At 66.5% G+C, this 21,592-nt stretch carries 15 protein-coding genes and 1 pseudogene; 10 read left to right on the top strand and 6 right to left on the bottom strand.

What is annotated here, in order from left to right; genetic code table 11:
• Positions 1 to 190: 190 nt before the first annotated feature.
• The 4 genes from M4578_RS22685 to M4578_RS22700 all read right to left on the bottom strand — a co-directional run bounded on the left by M4578_RS22685 (position 191) and on the right by M4578_RS22700 (position 5,854).
• On the bottom strand, positions 191 to 2,371 hold the full coding sequence (locus M4578_RS22685) for a xanthine dehydrogenase family protein molybdopterin-binding subunit (protein WP_258095422.1): 2,181 nt from the start codon (positions 2,369 to 2,371) through the stop codon (positions 191 to 193).
• Between the two features lies 1 nt (position 2,372).
• Positions 2,373 to 2,834, bottom strand: a complete 462-nt coding sequence (locus tag M4578_RS22690) for a (2Fe-2S)-binding protein (RefSeq protein ID WP_258095423.1) — start codon at positions 2,832 to 2,834, stop codon at positions 2,373 to 2,375.
• A 75-nt stretch (positions 2,835 to 2,909) separates the two neighbouring features.
• Positions 2,910 to 4,175, bottom strand: a complete 1,266-nt coding sequence (locus tag M4578_RS22695) for a c-type cytochrome (protein ID WP_258095424.1) — start codon at positions 4,173 to 4,175, stop codon at positions 2,910 to 2,912.
• Entirely contained in the window at positions 4,175 to 5,854 is a 1,680-nt protein-coding gene (locus M4578_RS22700) for a PQQ-dependent dehydrogenase, methanol/ethanol family (protein WP_258095425.1), read from the bottom strand. The genes M4578_RS22695 and M4578_RS22700 overlap by 1 nt, the downstream gene beginning before the upstream one ends.
• Positions 5,855 to 6,400: 546 nt before the next feature.
• Between M4578_RS22700 and repA the strand changes: the two genes are divergently transcribed.
• The gene (gene repA / locus M4578_RS22705; RefSeq protein WP_258095426.1) at positions 6,401 to 7,585 is read left to right on the top strand and encodes a plasmid partitioning protein RepA; all 1,185 of its coding nucleotides are present in this window, start codon (positions 6,401 to 6,403) and stop codon (positions 7,583 to 7,585) included.
• Positions 7,586 to 7,608: 23 nt separating this feature from the next.
• Complete coding sequence (gene repB, locus M4578_RS22710; RefSeq protein WP_258095427.1) at positions 7,609 to 8,550, top strand: plasmid partitioning protein RepB; 942 nt, start codon at positions 7,609 to 7,611, stop codon at positions 8,548 to 8,550.
• Between the two features lie 57 nt (positions 8,551 to 8,607).
• Here repB and M4578_RS22715 read toward each other — a convergent pair whose 3' ends face one another.
• Positions 8,608 to 9,270, bottom strand: a complete 663-nt coding sequence (locus M4578_RS22715) for a TetR/AcrR family transcriptional regulator (RefSeq protein ID WP_258095428.1) — start codon at positions 9,268 to 9,270, stop codon at positions 8,608 to 8,610.
• Between the two features lie 126 nt (positions 9,271 to 9,396).
• Here M4578_RS22715 and M4578_RS22720 point away from each other — a divergent pair, with 126 nt between their 5' ends.
• The 4 genes from M4578_RS22720 (at position 9,397) to M4578_RS22735 (ending at position 12,744) form a co-directional block, all read left to right on the top strand.
• Positions 9,397 to 10,551 carry an HlyD family secretion protein gene (locus M4578_RS22720; RefSeq protein WP_258095429.1) on the top strand — a complete coding sequence of 385 codons (1,155 nt, stop codon included), beginning with the start codon at positions 9,397 to 9,399 and terminating at the stop codon, positions 10,549 to 10,551.
• Positions 10,548 to 12,113, top strand: a complete 1,566-nt coding sequence (locus M4578_RS22725) for a DHA2 family efflux MFS transporter permease subunit (protein ID WP_258095430.1) — start codon at positions 10,548 to 10,550, stop codon at positions 12,111 to 12,113. Before M4578_RS22720 ends, M4578_RS22725 begins: the two co-directional genes overlap by 4 nt.
• An 80-nt stretch (positions 12,114 to 12,193) precedes the next feature.
• Positions 12,194 to 12,451: a type II toxin-antitoxin system ParD family antitoxin gene (locus M4578_RS22730; protein WP_258095431.1), complete on the top strand. Its 258-nt coding sequence runs from the start codon at positions 12,194 to 12,196 to the stop codon at positions 12,449 to 12,451.
• Complete coding sequence (locus M4578_RS22735) at positions 12,448 to 12,744, top strand: type II toxin-antitoxin system RelE/ParE family toxin (RefSeq protein WP_258095432.1); 297 nt, start codon at positions 12,448 to 12,450, stop codon at positions 12,742 to 12,744. Before M4578_RS22730 ends, M4578_RS22735 begins: the two co-directional genes overlap by 4 nt.
• A gap of 22 nt (positions 12,745 to 12,766) precedes the next feature.
• Here M4578_RS22735 and M4578_RS22740 read toward each other — a convergent pair whose 3' ends face one another.
• A complete protein-coding gene (locus M4578_RS22740; RefSeq protein WP_258095433.1) occupies positions 12,767 to 13,954 on the bottom strand; it encodes a replication initiation protein in 1,188 nt (395 codons plus the stop codon).
• Between the two features lie 571 nt (positions 13,955 to 14,525).
• Here M4578_RS22740 and M4578_RS22745 point away from each other — a divergent pair.
• From M4578_RS22745 to M4578_RS22760, 4 genes and pseudogenes are all read left to right on the top strand, one after another.
• Complete coding sequence (locus M4578_RS22745) at positions 14,526 to 15,914, top strand: AAA family ATPase (RefSeq protein ID WP_258095434.1); 1,389 nt, start codon at positions 14,526 to 14,528, stop codon at positions 15,912 to 15,914.
• Positions 15,914 to 16,996 carry a ParB/RepB/Spo0J family partition protein gene (locus M4578_RS22750; protein ID WP_258095435.1) on the top strand — a complete coding sequence of 361 codons (1,083 nt, stop codon included), beginning with the start codon at positions 15,914 to 15,916 and terminating at the stop codon, positions 16,994 to 16,996. The genes M4578_RS22745 and M4578_RS22750 overlap by 1 nt, the downstream gene beginning before the upstream one ends.
• A 361-nt stretch (positions 16,997 to 17,357) precedes the next feature.
• Complete coding sequence (locus tag M4578_RS22755) at positions 17,358 to 17,843, top strand: hypothetical protein (RefSeq protein ID WP_258095436.1); 486 nt, start codon at positions 17,358 to 17,360, stop codon at positions 17,841 to 17,843.
• A 25-nt stretch (positions 17,844 to 17,868) separates the two neighbouring features.
• Positions 17,869 to 21,592, top strand: a pseudogene (locus M4578_RS22760) (hypothetical protein); the annotation flags it as partial.

A 21,592-nucleotide genomic window follows, 5' to 3' on the forward strand; every position in this document is an offset into this window, starting at 1 on the left:
CAGAAAAACCGCCCCTCCGCAAACCCGCGCGACCAAAACCGAAAAGGGCAGAGACGCCACGCGCCCTGCCCCTCTCGATTTCGATTTCCCAAAGAAACGCCCCCCGCATCCCGGCGCCGGACGGCGCCACCGCATCAGAGGGGCAAGATTGGCGCGCGACCACCCCGCAGGGGCGGCCGCGCGACGGCGTTCAGGCGAAGGTCACGCCGTTCTCCGCCATCGGCAGCACCGTCACCAGCCTGCCCCCCGGCAGCGCCGCGATGGCATTGGCCAACGCCGGGCCCGCGGGCGGAACCGCCGGTTCGCCCACCCCGGTGGGCGCCGCCGCCGAAGGCACGATGACCACCTCGATGGCCTTGATGTCGGAGATGCGCAGCGGCTCGTAATCGGGGAAGTTCACCTGCTGCACCTCCCCGCCCTCGAAGGTCACCGCATTGCGCATCACCGCGCCAAGCCCGTAGCCGATGCCGCTTTCCATCTGCGCCTTCACCACATCCGGGTTGACCGCCAGGCCGCAATCCACGGCACAGACCACCCGCTCGATCTGGATCCGCCCGTCGCTCTGCGAGATCTCGACCACCTCGGCGACATAGGTCTCGAAGGACTTGTGCGCCGCGATCCCGCGCGCGCGCCCCTCGGGCAACGGGTCGTCCCAGCCGGCGGCCTCGGCCGCCGCCCGCAACACCCCGGCCATGCGCCTCTGATCCGGGGCGTCGCCGGTCAGATGCTTCAGCCGGAACGCCAGCGGATCCTCTCCGGCGGCGCGCGCCGCCTGATCCATCATCGTCTCCATCACATAGCCGGTGTGGTTATGCCCGACCGAACGCCACCACAGCACCGTGCTGAGCGGCGCGCTGTCGGTGAGCCCGACAAACATCCCGCCGATGCGATACGGCGTGTCCCGCGTGCCCTCGACCGAGGTCGGATCGACCCCGCCTTCCTGCACCATGCCGCCTTCAAAGGGCGTGCCCTTGATGATCGACTCGCCCGCGACGCGGTGATCCCAGCCGGCAATGGCCCCGCTCTCGTCGAGACCGATACGCACCTTATGCGCCACCGCCGGGCGATAATAACCGCCGCGCACATCGTCCTCGCGCGAGAACACCAGCTTTACCGGGCGGGACCGGTCGGTCAGCGCAAAGGCTTGCGCCGCCTCCACGGGATAATCCGCATCGGTGTTCGACCGGCGCCCAAAGGAGCCGCCGGCGAACATCGTGTTGATGCGCACCTTGCCCGGCTCGAGCCCCAGCGCCCCCGCCACCATCGCCTGCACCAGCGTCTGGAACTGGCAGCCATCGTGCAGGATCACCCCGCCATCCGCCGTCGGTTCGATGGTGCAGTTGACCGGCTCCATGGGCGCATGGGCAAGGTTCGGAAAGAAGAACTCCGCCTCCACCTGCCTCGGCGCGCCCGCCACCGCAGCGGCGATCTCGGTCATGGGCCGGTCGGCCCGCGCCTCATAGGCGGGTGCCGCGCTCACCATCGCCGACAGCTCGGCGCGCAGATCGGCCTGACTGCGCGCCTCGGCGCCGGACAGGTCCCACTCGGCGGCGATCGCTTCGCGCGCCTGGAACGCCGCCCAGGTATGCTCGGCAAAGACGACAACCCCGCCGACGCCCTCTTTCGCCTCGATGAAGCCCGGCACGGCAGCGGCCGCCGCCGCATCGAACCCGGTCAGCACCGCGCCCTTGCGCGGCGGGCGCAGGATCACCGCCACCATCTGGTTCGGCAGGTGAACGTCCATGCCATATTGCGCGCTGCCGTCGATCTTGGCGGGCGTGTCGGTCCGGCGCAGGTCCGGGTTGCCGATCAGCCGGAACTGCGCCGGATCCTTCAGCGGCGGATCCTCCGGCAGCACCATCGCGCTGGCGGTCTCGACAAACGCGCCCATGCCCTCCGACCGGCCATGCCCGGAAATCGTGCCGTTCTCGAGCGTCAGCTCCGCCACCGGCACCGCCCAGTCCTGCGCGGCCGCCTGCAACAGAACCGCGCGCGCAGCGGCCCCCGCCTTGCGGTATTGCAGGAAGGAATTGGACAGCGCGGTCGACCCGCCGGTAAGCTGCACGCCAAAGAGCGTATTGGCGTAATGTTCATTGTCCGCCGGCGCGAACTCCACCCGGATGCCCGACAGATCGCTGCCCAGCTCCTCGGCCACCAGCGTCGGCAGCCCGGTCGCGGGCCCCTGCCCCATCTCCAGATGTTTGACGAGCACCGTCACGCGGCCCGTCGTGTCGATGCGCACGAAAGGCGTGAAATCGCGCGTCTTGGCCTGCACCCCGAACGCCAGCGCGCCTCGAGCATCGACCCCGATCACCAGCCCCGACGCGGCGGCGCCGGCAAGAAACCCTCTGCGGGAGGTTTTGACACTCATCTCACGCCTCCAGAATTTCGGCGGCGCGCAGGATGGCGCCGCGTATACGCTGATAGGTCGCGCAGCGGCAGGCATTGCCCCACATCTGCGCGTCGATCTCTTCCACCGAGGGCGACCGGGTTTCGGTCAGCAGCCCCACGGCCTGCATGATCTGGCCGGACTGGCAATAGCCGCATTGCACGACATCCAGCTCGCGCCAGGCCTGCCGCACGGCTTCGGCCACCTCGCCGCCGACCTGCTCGATGGTGGTCACCTCGCTGTCGCCGACATCCTCGATCATGGTCTGGCACGACCGCACCGGCATGCCGTCCAGATGCACGGTGCAGGCACCGCAGGCGGCAACGCCGCAGCCGAATTTCGTGCCCGTCAGCCGAAGCGTGTCGCGCAGCACCCACAGCAGCGGGGTGCCGGGCGCGGCCTCGACCTCCGACATGGTTCCATTGATCTTGAGCTTGATAGACATGTTCAGGGCTCCTCCTCCCCAGATCTTGCGTATCGGTGAAAATCGCCGGGCCCCGCCCGGGCCCGGCGGCAGCGCTCAGTTGAGCCGTGCGATTGCGGCCATGGTCAGGGTCGCGGGGCCCAGCGGCGGCCGCGGCGGCACATGGTGAACGCCGCTTTGCGCCGCGAAGGCCGCCACCTGTCCGCTCTCGAGCAGCCCGGTCAGCGCGGCATCGGCCGCCTGACGCAGCGCATCCTGGCGCGCCAGCACCGCAAAGCCGAGATTGATGCCCAGCGGATGCCGCCAGCTTCCCAGCCGCAGCCCCGTCACCGAGTTCTGCCGCCGATGGAAATCATAGGCCCCGACCTCGATCAGCGCGGCATCGGCAAGCCCGGTCTCCATCCGCCACAGAAAGCCGGCGCCCGGCGGCTCGGCCTGGGCATCGGCGCGAAGGTCCGGCGGCGCGCTCATCCGCACCACGAGCTGCGCGAGCGTGTTGCCCTGATACGCGAGCCGCAGCCCGCCGAGATCGCCCAGCCCGGCCGGATCCCGCTCGCCCGCCGAGGGCGCCAGAACCAGCCCCATCTCGGCCCGCCGGTAAGGCGCGGTCACCGCGATGGGCTCAAGCGCGATCCGGTTGCGCCGATACCACTGATCCGGCTGGCCGAGCCATTCCGGCATCTGCCCGAAAGGCACAGACGGTGCGCCGACCGCGCTTTCCAGCAGCGGATGCGCCGGCACCAGATCGCACAGGCCGTAGCTCATCAGCGCCGCGGCCTCGGCGCGCGGATCGGTGCCGCCTTCCGCCTCGTACCATGCGGCGGCAAACCGCAGGTTCAGCGCCTCCGCCAGCGCCCGCGACACCAGATAGTCGAGCCCGACACCGCCATCGTGCCGCCAGCCCGACATCGCTCCGCCATTGCGCGCCAGACAGACCGTCAGCACCCCCGGCGCCACCGTCTCCAGCGCTGCGGCGCCCTCCTCTTCCGGCACCGCCTCGTCTCCGGCCAGCGCCGCGCGCGCCGCCTCCGGCATGTCGCGGCTGCCGGCCTGGGTGGTGACATAGGCCCAGAGCGCCTCGATGTCGCCGGGCCGCAGCACATCGCCCCAGCTCGGCATCCGCCCCTTGCCATCGGTGACCGACGACCGGAACCGCCCGAACTCCTCGGCCGGGAACTTGCGCAGATCGAACGAGGAATTGCCCGAATTCCGCATCTGCGCCCCGTGGCAGCGCGAACACATCCGCGAATAGCGCGACTTGCCCTTCGCAACCAGCTCATCGACGGACAGATCCTGCGCCATGGCCGGCGCTCCGAAAAGCGCCAGCAGGGCGGCCAGCCCAAGCAGAAGACCCCGGACCATCAGCGCGCCTCGGGCAGGGCAAAGGTCCAGATATTCGCGCCCGCGGGCACGTTCGACAGCCGCTCGTCGCCGGAATAGAGCTCATAGGCCGCACCGCCGCCATTGCCGACGGTCACATATTGCCGCCCGTCCTTCTCCCAGGTGATCGGCTGACCGTTCACCGCCGAGCCGGTCTGATAGGACCACAGGGTTTCCCCCGTCGCGGCATCCAGCGCGGCAAACTCCCCGGTGGTCTCGCCGGTAAAGACCAGCCCTCCGGCGGTGCTCAGCAGACCGCTCCAACGCGGCGTTTCGGCGGGCTTGATCCAGGCCACTTCGCCCGTCATCGGGTCGATCGCGACGGTATCGCCGTTATGGCCGTCCTCGGGCAGATGAAAGGCCATCTCCACCCCGAGATACATGGTGCCCGCGATATATTCGGGCTCCACCGGCTTGGAGGTCATCGGAAAGATCAGCGTGTTGATATAGACCAGATTGTCCTGCGGGTTGTAGGACATCGGCGCATAGTTCTTGCCGCCAAGGCTGCCCGGCGCGTAATCGGCCTCTTCACCGGCGACCACCTTGTCATAGACATCCGTCACGATGGGCCGCCCGGTCTCCAGGTCGATGCCGGTGGCCCAGGTCACCTGCCCGTCCCCGGTCTGGAACGGGTTCGCCGCCAGCAGCGTCCCGTCGGTGCGGTCGAGCACATAGAGAAAGCCGTTCTTGTTGGCGTGCATCAGCACCTTCTGCCCGTCGATGTCGGCCAGAACCATCTCGTTCATCGCGTCGTAATCGAACGGATCGTGCGGCGAGAACTGGTAATGCCACTTGATCGCCCCGGTCTTGGGATCGAGCGCCAGAACCGAGGAGGTATAGAGGTTGTCGCCCGGACGCACCGAGGCGTTATAGGGCGTCGCGTTGCCCGTCCCGATATACAGCGTGTGCAGCTCCGGGTCGAAGGATCCGGTGATCCAGCCGCCGCCGCCGCCGTGTTTCCAGGCGTCGCCGCCGCCCTCCCAGGTTTCGTGGCCCGGCTCGCCCGGCCCCGGAATCGTGTAGGTGCGCCACAGCCGCTCACCGGTCTTGGCATCATAGCCGTCGATATAGCCGCGAATGCCGTAATCGCCCCCCGCCACCGGCAGGATCACCACGCCATCGGCAATCTGGGGCGCCGCAGTGAAGTTGTAACCGAGCTTGTAATCCTCGGATTTCGCTCGCCAAATCTCGTCTCCGGTGGCCAGATCCAGCGCCACCACATGGGCGTCGGGCGTGCCCCGGAACAGCATGCCCTCATAGATCGCCGCCCCCCGGTTATGCACACCGCAGCACAGAACCCGCGTCGCCTCGGTCGGATAATAGGTGAAGCTCTTCCAGAGCTGCCGCCCGGTGACCGCGTCGATGGCCACCGTCGCATCATGGGTCGTCACATAGAGGATGCCGTCATGCAGCAGCGGAAAGGTCTCGTTCGAGAACTCGTTGGCCAGGCTCAGGGTCCAGGCCGGCGCCAGCGCCGCGACCGTCTCGGTATTGATCTGGTCGAGCGTGCTGTAACGCTGCTGCCCATAGCCCATGCCATAGGTCAGGATCTGGTCCGTGGTCGCCGCATCCCGCGCGAGATCGTCGGCGCTCTGGGCGCAGACCGGCCCCGCGAGGGCCGCCAGCGTCACGGCAACGGCCAGTCGCTTGAATGGTTGCATGAATTCCTCCCATGTCAGTCGGAGCTTTGGCTAGGCCGCTCCTGGTCAATGGACCGCCTCGGCATCGGGCACGGGAAAGCCGGCTGCCTTCGGATCGAAGGCATGCGCTGTCACCACGAATGTCGTATCCGTCACGCCGTCTCCTCCAGACCGCGGCTTCTGCCGCCTGCGTGACACGCCTCCGCTGGCTCAATCGCTTGCGCCGGACTTTTCTCCTCCCGAACGACGACGGCTCCGGTCGTTCACTCGCTTGATTCTTATCATTTGAGCAATGTCTTGTTAGCAGTCACGCAAATATCAGGCAAGACGCTTGTTCACTCGCCCGCGCGCGTCGCGGTCAGCCCCCTGCCCCGCCCTCTCGCGCCCAACGCCGGCCCCGAGCCTTTACATCTGTAAAGCGCGCCGCGGATCGGCTTGGGCAAGCCCCGTGACGGAGCCGAAATCAGACCCTGTTCCGGCAAAAAACCTTGACTTGAGGTGGCAAATCACGGCCACTGACCTCAAGTGGCGCGAAAAAGCCCACATTTCAAATTTTGAGGCAACCAGATGATTCCAGTGACACCCATCGCGGCAGAGCGCCCCTCGGCGCTGGCGACCGACATTTCCGAGCGGCTGAACACCGCGATCCGCGAACATCTCCTTTCGGCCTTCGCCCCCGACAACACCAAGACGCTGCGCCGCTTCTCCGCCCCCGAAGCGGCCGAGCTGCTGGGCGTCTCCGGCCAGTTCATGCGCAAGATGCACGCCGAAGGCACCCTCCCCGAACCCGGCGAAAGCCGTGGCGGGCGGCGCTATTACACCGCGCAGGAACTCTGGGATGCGCGCGGCATCCTCGAACAATCCTCCCGCAAGAAGGGCCGCTACGTCCCCCGCCGCAGCGACGGCGAAAAGCTCCAGGTCTGGCAGCTCATGAACTTCAAGGGCGGCTCCAGCAAAAGCACCACCTGCGTTCACCTCGCCCATTTCTTCGCGCTCCGGGGCTATCGCGTGCTGGTCGTCGATCTCGACCCGCAGGGCTCGCTGACCTCGATGTGCGGCATCAGCCCCGAAATTGAATTCGACGGGCTCACCGTCTATGACGCCATCCGCTACGACAATCCCGTCGCCATGTCCGAGGTCGTCGTCCCCACCTATTTCCCCGGCCTCTCCATCGCGCCCTCCCGGCTCATGCTGTCCGAGTTCGAGACGGAATCCGCCGTGCATTCCAACCCCGACCAGCCGTTCTTCCTGCGCATCCGCAACGCGCTGTCGCAGGTCGCCGACTCCTTCGATCTCGTCCTGATGGACAGCCCGCCGCAGCTTGGCTTCCTGACGATCTCCGGCATGGCGGCGGCAAGCTCGCTGATCGTTCCGCTCACCCCCTCCATGCTCGACGTCTCCTCGACCGCGCAGTTCCTCGAACTCGCCGGCGCCTATATGGGGGTGATCGAAGACGCGGGCGCGACGCTGCAATACGATCACTTCAAGTTCCTCATCACCCGCGACGAGCCCACCGACGTGCCGTCGCAGCAGCTCACCTCCTTCATGCGCGCGCTGTTCCAGGACCGGGTGATGTCGGCTACCGCGCTCAAAAGCACCGCCGTCAGCGACGCCACGATGCTCAAACAATCCATCTACGAGGTCATCCGCTCCGAGATGACCCGCGCGACCTACGATCGCGCCAAAAGCTCCATGGACGCGGTCGGCAGCGAGGTCGAGCGCATGATTCACCAATCTTGGGGACGTTCATAATGGCCAGGAAATCGCTCCGGGATATGTCCGGCATCGCCAGCACCATCGCCCGCTCCGGCGCCTCCGCCGCCGAGAAACCGCCCCGCCCCAACGCCCCTGCCCTGGGTGCGCTGCAAGGCTCGCTTGCCGCGATCCGCGAAATCGACCCCGCGCTGATCGACGATTGGGGGCCCGCCGACCGGCTCGACGAGTTTACAACTGTAAACCCCGAGGACGAGGGCGAGAGCTTCGACGCGCTGCGCAACAGCATCCGCGACGGCGGCCAGCAGGTGCCCATCCTGGTCCGGAAATCCGCGACCGAAGGGCGCTACGAGGCGATCTACGGGCGCCGCCGGCTCCGCGCCTGCCGCGAGCTGGGCGTCAAGGTGCGCGCCAATGTGCAAGACATCGACGACGCCACCGCGCTGCTGGCCAAGGGGCTCGAAAACGCCGCCCGGCGCAATCTGTCCTTCTACGAAAAGGCCCGCTTTGCCCAGGCCATCCAGGCCGCCGGCCATGACAGCGCCACCGCGCGGCAGGCGCTCAGCCTCTCTGCCCCCGGCCTTTCGCATCTGACCAAGGTCACCCAGAACGTCCCGCGCGCGGTGGGCGATGCCATCGGCGCCGCGCCGAAATCCGGGCGGCCGAAATGGACCGCGCTGGCCGAGCTCTTCATCGCGCGGAAACTCACCGAGCAAGCCGCGCTCGACATCCTCGCATCCGCGCCGGCCACAGGCTCCGACCAGCGCCTCGACGCGCTCTTGCGCGCAGCCGCAACCCGCGACAGCGCAGCCGAGAGCGACGCCACAGAAACCATCCTGCTCGACGGGATCACGCTCAAATCGAGCCGCGGCGCGCTGGCGCTATCGGTCCGCAAAAGCGGCGCAAACGCGGATTTCGCCGCCTGGCTCGACGCCAATCTCGCCGAGCTCATCCGGAACGCCCATGCCAGCTTTACGGCGGACAAGACCCCGGAAGACCGCTGACCGGGGCAGGGCGCCCAAGCGCCCATTGGGCCGGAACAGAGACGACCGGAGCGGGTGTCAGGCCTTGTAGGCGGCCATGAACACCCGCACCGCTTCCGATGCGACCCGCAGGAGCTCCGCCTCGCTCGGCACATCGCTGCGGCGGCCGAACAGCCGGGCGCGCCAGCTCCCGGTGGTCGAGAGATCGACGAATTGCGACGCGGCCAGCTCGGGATCGGTCACCGCAAGATTTCCCGCCTCGGTCTCCTGCCGCAGAAATTCCTGCAAGCGGGTCAGGAACTGCCGCGCCCCCGCATCGTAGAACCGCACGCCCAGTTCGGGCATGCGGTCGACCACGCTGATCACGATGCGCTGCGCCCGGATCACATCCTCGGAACTAAGCTGCATCCCCAGCCCCCGGGCATAGGCCAGCAGCCGCTCTTCGACGCTGCCCGCCACGGCAAGCTGCTCTTCGATCCCCTGAAACAGCGCCCCGCGCTTGTCCTCGACCAGTGCGACGAACAGGTCTTCCTTATTCTCGAAATAGACATAAAGCGTGCCCTTAGAGACACCAGCGGCCTTGCAGATGCTGTTCATCGACGCCGCATCGAACCCCTGATCGACAAACACCCGCCAGGCGCCCTCCAGGATCTGGCGGCGCTTCTCCGGATCCGCTCCCGCGGCGTGCCGGCGTTTCTGCGTGCAGGTCTCGACCTGCCCCAAGGATGTGCTCTCTGTCATGTCTCCCAATATAATCGAACCGCCCGGTTCGATGAAGCCTTGATTTCACCCCGTGCCCGCCCTAAGTCTCATCGAACCGGGCGGTTCGATCCGCCGACTCGTTGCCCCTGTTCCAAAGGCTCCGCCATGTCCCGCCACGACCGTATCGAAGCCACGCCCCCCGAAACCCGGCCGGCAGAGCCGCCCCGGGCCACCACTCACGAACCGCAGGAGGCGCCCGCGAAACGCGGGCGCAAGACGCGCATCCTCGGGGGTCTCGCACTGGCTGCGCTGGTTGCGGGGGGCTACGCCGGTTACGGCTGGTGGACGCAGGGGCGGTTCATGGTCGGCACCGATGATGCCTATGTTCAGGCGGATTTGTCTCTGATCTCGTCCAAACTTCAGGGCTATGTGGCCGACATCCCGGTACAGTCCAACCAGCACGTCGCCAAGGGCGACGTGCTGGTCCGGATCGACGACGGCGATTACCGCATCGCGCTGGAACAGGCACAGGCAAAGCTGCCGACGCTGGACCGGACTCTGGCGCGGATCGACTCGCAGATCGTCGCCGCAGAGACCAGCGTCACCCAGGCCGAGGCCGAACTCGCCGGGGCCGAGGCCCGGCTGCGCACCGCCGAGACCGCCCAGGCGCGGATTCAGGGTCTAACCCAGCGCAAAGTGGCCTCTCAGGCCGATCTCGACGACGCCAACGGCGCGCTCGACAGCGCCCGTGCCGCCCGCGCCGCCGCCCATGCGGCGATTGCCGGCGCCAAGGCCCAGGTCGAGGTGCTCAAGGCCCAGCGGGCCGAAACCGACTCCAGCCGCCGCGAATTGCAGCTCGATGTGGCCCAGGCGCAGCGCGATCTCGATCATACCATACTGCGGGCGCCCTTCGACGGCACCGTCGCCAATATCGCCATCGAATCGGGCGAACTGGTCAATGTCGGCGCCCGGCTCGCCGCCGTCGTCCCCGACCACGGGCTGTATGTCGAGGCGAATTTCAAGGAAACCCAGCTTGCCGGCATCGTCCCGGGCGAGACCGCGACGCTCAGCATCGACGCGCTGGAGGGCCATGAGATCGAGGGCCGCGTGGTCTCGGTCGCGCCCGCCACCGGCGCGGTGTTCTCGCTGCTGCCGGCGGACAATGCCACCGGCAATTTCACCAAGATCGTGCAGCGCGTGCCGGTGCGGATCGAGCTGCCCGCCGGCACCGAGGGCCTGCGCGCCGGGCTGTCGGTGGTGGTCGAGATCGACCGCCGCAGCGCCCCCGCCGACACCCATGTGGCGCAGGCCCTGCAATGAGCACCGCCGCCGACCAGCCCCCGGAACCGGAAATCACGCCGCGCCGGGTCGCGGCGTTTCTCGTCATGGTCTTCGGCATGTTCATGGCGATCCTCGACATCCAGATCGTCTCGGCCTCGCTGCCCGAGATCCAGGCCGGGCTCGGCGCCTCCGCCGATGAGATAAGCTGGGTCCAGACCTCCTATCTCATCGCCGAGGTGGTGATGATCCCGCTCTCGGGGCTGCTCGGGCGGATGATGTCCACGCGCTATCTCTTCGCCGCCTCTGCGGCGGGATTCACCGTCGCCTCCTTTCTCTGCGCCACCTCCGGGTCGATCAACGAGATGATCCTGTGGCGCGCGGTGCAGGGCTTTCTCGGCGGCGGCATGATCCCTTCGGTCTTTGCCGCGGCCTTCACCATCTTTCCTGCCAGCAAGCGCAGCGTCGTCTCGCCGATGATCGGCCTCGTCGCCACGCTCGCCCCCACCGTGGGGCCCACCGTCGGCGGCTATCTCAGCCACGCCATGAGCTGGCACTGGCTGTTCCTGGTCAACGTGCCCGCCGGCATCGGCGTGACCATCGGCATTCTGGCGCTGGTGGATTTCGACAAGCCGGACTGGAGCCTCTTCGACAGCTTCGACTGGATCGGCCTCGGCGCGCTGGCCTGTTTCCTGGGCGCGATGGAATTCGTGCTCGAAGAGGGCCCGGGCAACGACTGGTTCCAGGACGAGATCGTCGCGGTGCTGTTCGTCGTCATGGTGATCGGCGGGGTGACGACCTTCTGGCGGGCCTTCACGCGGAAGAACCCGGTGGTCGATTTCTCGGCCTTCGGCAATGTGAACTTTGCCGTGGGCTCGGTCTTCAGCTTCGTCATGGGGATCGGGCTCTACGGGATGACCTATCTCTACCCGCTCTACCTGTCCTCGATCCGCGGATACGACAGCCTGATGATCGGCGAAACGGTGTTCGTCTCGGGCCTCGCCATGTTCCTCAGCGCGCCGCTGGCCGGGATTCTTTCGTCCAAGATCGACCTGCGCCTGATGCTGCTGCTGGGCTTTCTGGGCTTCGGCACCTCGTCCTGGATGCTCACCGGCATGACCGCGGACTGGGATTTCGGCGAGCTGCTGCTGCCGCAGATCCTGCGCGGCCTGTCGCTGATGATCTGCATGGTGCCGATCAACAACCTGGCGCTCGGCACGCTGCCGCCGGACAAGATGAAAAGCGCCTCGGGGCTCTACAACCTGATGCGGAACCTCGGCGGCGCGGTCGGCCTGGCGGTGATCAACACGCTGCTCACCGACCGGGGCGCGCTGCACTCGGCGCGGCTGAGCGAGGCGCTGAACTGGGCCAACCCCGAGGCACTGCGCCAGATCGACATGCTGGCCGCCGGGTTCGAGGCGCAGGGGCTTGCCGACGGGCAGGCCGGGGCGCTGGCGCAACTGGCCGGGCGCGTGACGCAGCAGGCGACGGTGATGTCCTTCATCGACGTGTTCACGCTGATCACGGTGCTGTTCGCCGGGCTGGCGGTTCTGGCCCTGGCGATGAAGCCGCCACGGCAGGGTGCCGGAAGCGCGGCGCATTGAGCCGGGCAGGGCAGGGGGCTGGCACGGTTGAAAACCGCCGTATGAACAGGTATGAAAACTGTCAAACGGAGGCCGCTGCGATGTCCAGACTGACGATCTCGATGCCCGATCAGATGAACGACTGGGTCGAGGCCCAGGTGGCCGCCGGGCGCTATGGCAATGTCAGCGAATATTTCCGCGATCTGGTGCGGCGCGATCAGGAGGCGCGGGAAACCGCGATCCGCGAGCTGCGCGAGATGCTCGACCGGGCCGAGGCCGCCGAGACCAGCCCCCGGTCGCTTCCCGAGATCCTCGAGGCCGCGCGCGCGGAAGCGCGCCGGAAGGGGCTGCTTGGGTGAGCCACCGCATCGACGTCTCGCAGGAGGCGGAACGGGATCTGATCGGCATCTATCTCTTTGGCCTCGAGCGCTTTGGCGTGGCACAGGCCGAGCGCTATGCCGGGATTCTCCGCCAGAAGATCGAACTTGTTGCCGAGCATCCCGATTTCGGCGCGGATGTCGGTTTTGTCCGGGCCGGGGCGCGCCGCTATGTGGCGGTGTCGCATGTGATCTATTACCGGCCGATCCCCGGCGGTATCCGGGTGCTGCGCATCCTGCACGGCCATATGGACCCGGGCCGGCACCTTTCCTGAGGGCCGGGGCAGGGGGCGTGGATCACGCCTCTGACAGCCCGTCGAACGCCCCCGGCGACAGCTCTTCCCAGAAAGCCGCGATGGCCTCGGCGTTCAGCGCCGACATCCAGCCGTGACGCTCGAAATCCTCGCGCGCCGCGCCGGCCTCGATCCGGGTCAGGAACAGCCGCTTGTCGGCGTCGCGCTGGGTGGGGGTGCGGGCGGCGGCCAGATCGCGGATGCGTTCGAGCCGGCGGGCGCGAAACGAGGCGGGGAGGTTTCGTGGCGAAACCTCCCGCGCGGCGCCGTAATCTTCCTTTAGCGCCTTTGTGAGATAGCCCACCGGATTCTTCACCGCGCCCTGGCCGGCCACGTAATCGAGCTTTTGACGCACGTAGTCCTGCCCGTGCTCGGCCACCCATTGCCGCGCCAGCCGGTCCGACACCCCCAGCGCGCGCAGCCGCGCATAAACCGGCGTGTTGCGGATTCCCTCGCCATCGTCGAGATCGAGGATCGCCAATTGCGGGTTCTCGGCAATGCGAAAACGGATGTCGGTCACCGCGCGGCCCATCTTGCGCAGCTCGGGCGTGACCACGATGTTCGAGGTCTTGTTGACCTCGGCCACCGCCGGCTTGATCACCTTGGCGTTGAGATGCTTGAAGCTCTCGTAATAGGGGCTGTCGGCCACCCCCATCAGCCGCCGGAACAGATCGAGCGACCACCAGCCGGTCGAGCCGGTGCGCACGAAGCGGTAACAGTTCTCGTAAAGCGCCAATGCATGGCCCGAGGTGAACCGCCGCTGGATGTTGAGATTGATCAGCGCGAAGACCTTCGGGTCGTGCAGCTTTTCCGCCAGCGCCGGGGAATAGGCGTATTCGCAGACCCCGGCCTTGAGCTTGGCATAGGACAAAAGCGCCGAGACGCCCCATTCCTGGCGCCCCTCCTCGTCGAGCATGTCCCATTCGGCAACCGTCTCGGCCAGCCCGCGCAGCGACGCCTTGAGCGTCTCCATGTCGTTGGAATTGTAACCGATCATCATGCAGAGCGTGCGCGCGTCGATCTGATGGCGTGTCTGAGAGGTGAGCGTGTCATAGGCGTTGAGCAGCAGCACGTTCGAGAGCTTGCGCTGCAACAGCGTCAGCTTGCCCGATACATGGATCGCCGCCACATGCTTTTTCACCGCGCCCCGGCGCAGCGGGCCAGAAAGCCGGTCCCTCGGGATGTCGTCCATTCTGCCCTCGCTTGCGGGGGAGCCCGCCTGTGCCTCATGCTCCGGGATCTCTGGCGCGAGTCGCGCGGCCCCGTTGCCGGGAAGTATCGGCGAAAAGGTATCCGCTGACAAGCGCCGCTCTGGCACCTTTGAGACATCCCGTATCCGGGTGCCTCAGGGGGAACGCCCGAGCCCAAAGGTGCCCGGATACGGGATGTCTTCGGGCCGGGGCGGGGCGGCACCGCGCTGCATAGGGTCTATTCCAGGGGAAACGGAAGGGTTTCCTGCGAATCGGTGCCTTTGCCCCGCGAATCGGCACCCGGGATCCTGAAAACGGGTACCCTGGATCCCGTATCCGGCGCCCCATGACACCGCAAACGGGTGCCCGGTTTAAGGTAAATTCATGATATAAAACGGGAAATACGAGGGGAAAGATTCTAAAGGAACATAAAGACTCTGCAAACGGGGGTGCCTGTGTCTTTTCTATATGGTTTATTAGAGCCGATTCCGGGCCAGAACGATTCACACCGGGCCCGGCATGTGACATAGTTCCCGGCATATCGCGGTAAACAGCGAACATGTACGAGGCATCATGGCACAGAAACCCAGCAAGGCCGAGCTTCCTCCCTATTTCAATATCGACCCGGCAAACGCGGCGGGCAAGCTCGGAGAGCCCATCGACACCGCGCGCTTTGCCAAGGCTGCGGCCTTTGCCGCGCGCGGGCGGGACGATCTGGCGCGGCGCGGCTACGCGCCCGACGGCAAGAAGCGCCTGCGGCGCTTTTCGACCTGGGAAATCTGCCGCTATCTGATCCCGGTGGCGCCGGCGCATCTGCGGCGGGTGCTGAAGCAGAACCCCGAACTGCCGCAGGGCGAAGGGGAGGGCGGATCGAAATGGTTCACCCTCGACGACATCCTGCGGCTGCGCGCCCATTTCGCCGAGGAGGGCGCCAAGGACCGCGAATACCGGGCGTGGCGTCCCGAGGGGCTGCCCGCCAAGGTCGTGGCGGTGGCGAATTTCAAGGGCGGTGTCGGCAAGACCTCGACCGCCGCGCATCTGGCCATGAGCGCCGCGCTCGACGGCTACAAGGTGCTGGTGATCGACCTCGACAGCCAGGGCTCGATGACCTCGATCATGGGGGGGCAGGTCTCGGACGAGTGGCAGACGGTGTTCCCGCTGCTCGCGCGGGATTTCGCGCGCCATCTCCAGGAGGAGAATCGGGTGCGCGCGGCGGCGGGGCAGGCAGGTTACGATTTCGATGAGACCCTGGCCGAAGCGTTGACGGTTTCGCCACGAAACCTGGTGCAGAAAACCCACTGGCCGAATATCGACCTGATCGGCGCGCAGCTCAACCTCTACTGGGCCGAGTTCCAGGTGCCGGTCTGGCGGATGCAATCGCGGAGCTGGCCGCTTTGGGATTCGCTGCTGAACGCGCTGACGGAGGGCGGCATGCTCGATGAATACGACATGGTGTTCCTCGATACGCCGCCGGCGCTGGGATATCTGACGATCAACGCGCTCTCGGCGGCGGATATTCTGCTGGTGCCGCTGGGCGCCTCGTTTCTGGAGTTCGATTCCACGGGGCGGTTCTTTGACATGATCTATTCCACCTTCGCCTCGATCGAAGAGGGCGAGAACCGCCGCCGCCGGGCCGACGGGCTGCCCGAGACGCGGTTCGAATGGGATGCGGTGCGGGCGCTGGTGACGCGGTTCGATCCGGGCCAGCAGACCGATCTGGCCAATGTGATCCAGGCGTATTTCGGGGATTTCATGGCCACCTACCGGCAGGAGATGACGGCGATGGTGGGGCAGGCGGGGGAGCAGGTCTCGGGCATCTACGAAGCCGATTACCGGGAGTTCAACCGCGAGACCTATGTCCGCGGGCGCGAGACTTTCGACCGGACCTGGGCCGAGGTGAAGGAGGTGATCCTGGGCACCTGGTGGCGCGATGCCCGGATGGCGGAACGGGAGGCGCGGTGATGGCGAAGCGGCGGAAACTGGAGGCGCCCTCGGCCGAGGAGCTGAGCCGGATCGAGGCGGAGCTGACGGAGGGCACGCCGCCCCGCGCGCCGATTGCGCAGGTGGCGGGCGAGGCGGCACGCGCGCACGATCCGCGCCCGGCGGCGCTGCGCGAGGCGGCGGCGCGCGACCGGGCCGATGCCGAGACGCTGCGTGCCGCGCGCGACCGGGGGCTGGTGATGCTGGAGCTGCCGGTGGCCGAGATCGACGCGGATGCGCTGGTGCGCGACCGGGTGGTGATGGATGCTGCCGAGCTGGACGAGCTGAAGGGCTCGATCGCGAAAGGCGGGCTGCGGCTGCCGGTCGAGGTGTTCGAGACGGGCGCGGCGGAGGGGCCGCGCTATGGGCTGCTGTCGGGGTATCGGCGGCTGCGGGCGTTCCGGGACCTGCATGCGATGACGGGCGACCCGGCCTATACGCGGATCAAGGCGGTGATCCGGTCGCCCGAGGCGATGGGCGGCACCTTTGCCGCGATGGTCGAGGAGAATGAGATCCGCGCCTCGCTGAGCCAGTACGAGCGCGGGCGCATCGCGGTGATCGCGGCGCAGCAGGGGGCGTTTGTGAACACCGAGGAGGCGGTGGCGGCGCTGTTCCCGATGGCCTCGAAGGCGAAGCGGTCGAAGATCCGCAGTTTTGCGCTGATCTTCGAGGAGCTGGGAGACATGCTGACCTTTCCCGATCTGATCAAGGAGAAGGACGGGCTGAAGCTGGCGACGGCGCTGCGCGACGGCGCCGAGGCGGCGATCCGCGAGGGGCTGGCGGAGCGGGTGCCCGAGACGCCGCAGGAAGAGGCCGAGACCATCGCCGCGATCCTGGCGGGGCTGGAGCCGGCGGAGGCCGACCCGGCGCGCGGCGGGCGGCCGCGCAAGGGCGCGGCCCCGCGCGCGGCGTCGCGGGCGCTGTCGTCGGGGGTGCGCCTGCGGGCGGCAGAGGACGGGCAGGGGTGGTACATTCGCCTTCAGGGCGCCCGGGTCGACCGGGAGCTGGTCGAGCTGGTGCTGGCCGAGCTGGAGCGGATGCTGGAGGCGCCGGATCGCGAATAGGCGGGTTTCCGCCCATCTTGCCGGGCCTGGCGCCGGTCCGGCGCGGGCAGGGCACAAAGCCTTCTGTCGCTTGGCGGTTGCGATCCTTGCGGCGCCGGTTTCGGGGCCGGTTTCGATGCCGGGGCGACAGAGCGCCGCATGGCGGCGTCCGGTCTAACCGCATGTCCTGACTTGCCTTATCGGGAATACCCGCGTTAGCATGAGTCGAAAGCACCCGTAGGTGCCGGGCTTTTTCCGGCGCCGTCCGGAGGCTTTTTCTTTGTTGTGCAGTGGCTGGTAGCCGACGCTTTTCGCCGGTTTTTTCGCCCGATACGCGGCAAGAATTTGACGTTGAATTTGATAAGGTATGTGAGTTTTGGAGATGGCTTCCGCCATGAATGCAGGGGCTTCGGATGAGCCGCCGCTTGCTGCGACCGGCCCGTTTCAGGCGCTGCGCAACAACAACGGCCATCTGGCCGCCGGTCACGCCATGGCCTTGTTGATGGGCCATCCGGTCTTTGCCAATCGCCGGTTCGGCGGCCTGGCCCGGCTGATCGCGGGGCAGGTGAACCGGGGGCATTACTACATCCTCTTTCGCGACCAAAAGCCTGCCGGCTTTCTTGGCTGGGCCTATACGGACGAAGCACCCGCCCGGGCATGGCTGGCCGGAGACGGGTCGCGGGTGGGCAATGGCACCAGCGGCGACAGCGCCGTCTTCAATATCTGGGTGACCGACGGTCCGGACATGAACAGTTTCGCCCTCCGGACGATGCGACGCGAATTTCACGACAAGCGCCTTATCGTGGCACGCAGGCTTTACGCGGACGGCCGCGTAAAGCCGCTCTCTATCACGAATACAAGATTGTAATTAAGTCCTTGCCAGGAGAACGACTATGGCTGTTTTGACCTCGACCAATGCCCTGCAAGGGCTGAACATGGCCACGGGCGACCAGTTTTTCTACGATGTCCAGAACCCTGCCGGCACCAATTCCTCGACCGCTTACGCCTGGTTGAGCCCGGACGGATCGAGCGTGCAGAGCATCGGCACCGGCATCGCCTTCCTGGGGGACGGAACGCCGACGAGCGGAACGATCACCGAGTTGCAGATTGATCTCAGCAACGACGACCCCGCGCTGCCCGATGTGACGGTCGACGGGTTCTCGGGCGATCTGGTCACGATGACCACCGGCAACGATCTCATGGCAGAGGTGTTCGGCGGCGATGACACGCTCAACGGCACCGCCTATGCGGACACGCTGAAGGGGGTTGCCGGCGACGATGTCATCCATGGCAACGGGAACAACGACCTGATTTTCGGCGACGGCTCGATCGAGAGCGCGTCCGATGGCAACGACACGCTTTACGGCGGTGGCGGCAACGATACGCTTTATGGCGGCGGCGGCAACGACGAGCTGACCGGGGGGTCGGGCTATAACGAGCTGTATGGCGGCGCTGGCAACGACACGATCACCGAAAGTGGCGCCGACACGATTGATGCGGGGCCGGGCGACGATCTGGTGTTCATGACCAACAATTTCGTCAGCGGTTTCGACGAGTGGCACGGCGGCAGCGGTTTCGACACGCTCGACCTGAGCCGGATCAGCTTTGTCGGGTCGCTGGTCGAGGTCGACCTGCTGAACCATCGCGTCGAGGCCTTTGACGGCAGCGCCAACTTCGAGCCGCTTACCGGGTTCGAGACGATTTATGGCTCGGGCGGGTCGGAGACGATCCGGGGCGACAACGAAGCCAACTATCTTACCGGCGGTTCGGGCGGCCCCGATACGATCTATGGCGGCGGTGGCGACGATACGATTTTTGGCACCAACGGCAACGACGAGCTGACGGGCGATGCGGGCAACAACGAGGTCTTTGGCGCCGGGGGCAACGACACGATCACCGAAGGCGGCACGGACACGATTGATGCCGGGGGGGACGACGACACGGTGGTCGTTACCAGCAATGTCATCGACAGCGGTGACGAGTGGCATGGCGGCAGCGGTTTCGACACGCTCGACCTGACTATGATCTCCTTTGCCGGGTCGCTTGTCGAGATCGACCTGCTGAACGAGCGCATCGAGGCTTCGAACGGCAGCGCAACCTACCAGGTGATCACCGGCTTCGAGACGGTCCGAGGCTCGGGCGGGACCGAAACGATCCGCGGCGATGACGAGCCCAATTACCTTTCGGGGGGTATGGGCGGCGACGACACGATTTACGGCAACGGCGGCAACGATACGATTTATGCGGCGGCGATCGTGTCCACCAACGACTATTCGATCCGCGGCGGCGATGGCGAAGATCTCATCATTGGCTCCAATGGGAACGATTACCTTGCCGGCGATCAGGGCAATGACACGCTCGTGGGGGGGGGCGGGTCCGATTCTATCTTCGGCAATCTCGGGGACGATGTCATCAACGGGGGCGAAGGGGCGGATTCGACTGTCGGGAACAGCGGCAACGACACCATCCAGATCAGCATATCCCTGTTTTCCGGCGAGGCCGAGACGATTGCCGGTGGCCCCGACACCGACCAGATCCGGTTTCTGGGCGCGGGGCATTACGACCTGACCGCGTCGGTGATCAGCGGGATCGAGGAGCTGTTCTTCGGCGCGACCGATGGCGATTTCATCGTCGATCTGGTGGACATCACCGGCCCTCTCTCTGGGTATCTGTGGGTGCAGGCCGATACCGGCGTGACCTCGACCCATACGCTGAACATCGCGCTGGACACCCAGACGTCGCTCGATATGAGCGGCTGGACCTTCGACGACTGGGACGCCAGCGATTATATCGGGGTGACGGGCGACAGCTCGCCCGAGATTTTCGTCGGCTCCTCGCAAGCGGACGAGATCCGGGGCAACGGCGGCGACGATTCTTTCTATGTCGGCGGTCCCGGGTCGGAATCCGATACGCTGCGGGGCGGCAGCGGCACCGACCAGATCATCGTGCTGGCCACCACCGACATGAGCTCGACCGATGTGCAGCTCTTCTACATCGAAGAGATCCTGTTCCCGGCCGATGGCACCGCGGGTGACCGCATCCTGATGCTGAACGCGCAGGAGCTGGACCAGGCCTCGGAGATTTCGCCGACGGCGCTGATCGACGGCTACGCGGGCGGGACCCGCGACATCATCCAGATCCTGATGGGGCCGGTCCCAACGCTCGATCTTTCGGGCTGGACCTTCCGGGACTGGGGCAGCGACGGCGACCACATTCACCTCATCGGCGACAACTCGAGCGAAACGATCACCGGGACGACCGAGGCGGATCTGATCGAGGGCAACAACGGCTCGGATTCGCTGGTGGGCGGGGACGGCGACGACACGCTTCTGGGCGGGCAGGGCAACGACACGCTGGTGGGCGGCGAGGGCGCGGATTCCTTCGTCGGCGGCAGCGGCATGGACACCTTCCTAGGCGGCGGCGGCATCGATACGCTCGATTACAGCGGCAATGCGGTCGGCGGGGTGATCGACTTCCGCTATGGCACCGCCGAGTTCGGCGCGGTCACCGAGGAGTTCGGCTCCATCGAACATCTGATCTCGGGATCGGGCGATGACGACATCACGATTGACGGGGATGTCGAGATCGAGGCCGGGGCCGGCAACGACACGATCACCGATCTGGGCGGGACCGAGTTCGGCGATACGGTGAAGGGCGAGGCCGGCGACGATGTCTATATGTTGGTCGATGCGAGCTATGGCGGGCATTTCGACGGCGGGGCGGATACCGACACGATCGACGTTTCGGGGTTCGCGGCGCCGAGCTATACCTTCTTCTTCGATCTGGCAAACGAGATCTGGCACCATGTCGATGCCACCGGCGCGCTTTATGGCCAGGTCTTCGATGCGATCTCGGTCGAGAATGTGGTGGGCTCGATCGTGGGCGACGAGATCATCGGTTCGGCGGCCGGCAACAGCCTGTCCGGCGGGGGCGGCGACGATACGATCGAGGGCGGTCTTGGCGACGACACGATTGAGGGCGGTGACGAGAGCCTGGCGGACCGGGCGGTCTACACGGGCGAGCGGTCGGATTTCGCGATTTCGGTTGGGGCGGACGGGACGGTCTATGTGGAAGACCTGAACCTCGCCGATGGCGACGAGGGCAGCGACCAGCTCAGCGGCATCGAAGAGATCGTCTTTGCCGACCAGACGGTGCTGACCGCGGATCTGGCGGCGCTGAGCTTTGCCGAGACGGGGACGCTGAGCCTGAGCCATGTTGCGCAGACGGTGACGCTGTCGCACAGCTACACCAACCCGGTTGTGGTGGCCTTCGTGACGACGGAGAACGGGACGGCGCCGGTGAATGTGCGGGTGAGCAATATCAGCGGCGACCAGCTCACGCTGTTCCTGCAGGAGCCGAACTATCTGGACGGTGTGCATTACAACGAGAGCGTGAGCTATCTGGTGGTCGAGGCGGGGACCTGGGTGCTGCCGGACGGGACGCTGCTGGAAGCGGGCACGCTGGACAGCGCCCAGCTGAGTTCGGCGGGGTTCGAGACGGTGAGTTTCGATGCGGAGTTCGAGGGAGCGCCGGTGATCCTGAGCCAGGTGCAGAGTTTCGGGGGTGTGGATTTCGTGACGACGCGGCAGCGGGATGCGACGTCGAGCGGGTTCGAGC

Source organism: Salipiger pentaromativorans, assembly GCF_024721115.1.
Lineage (GTDB): Bacteria > Pseudomonadota > Alphaproteobacteria > Rhodobacterales > Rhodobacteraceae > Salipiger > Salipiger pentaromativorans.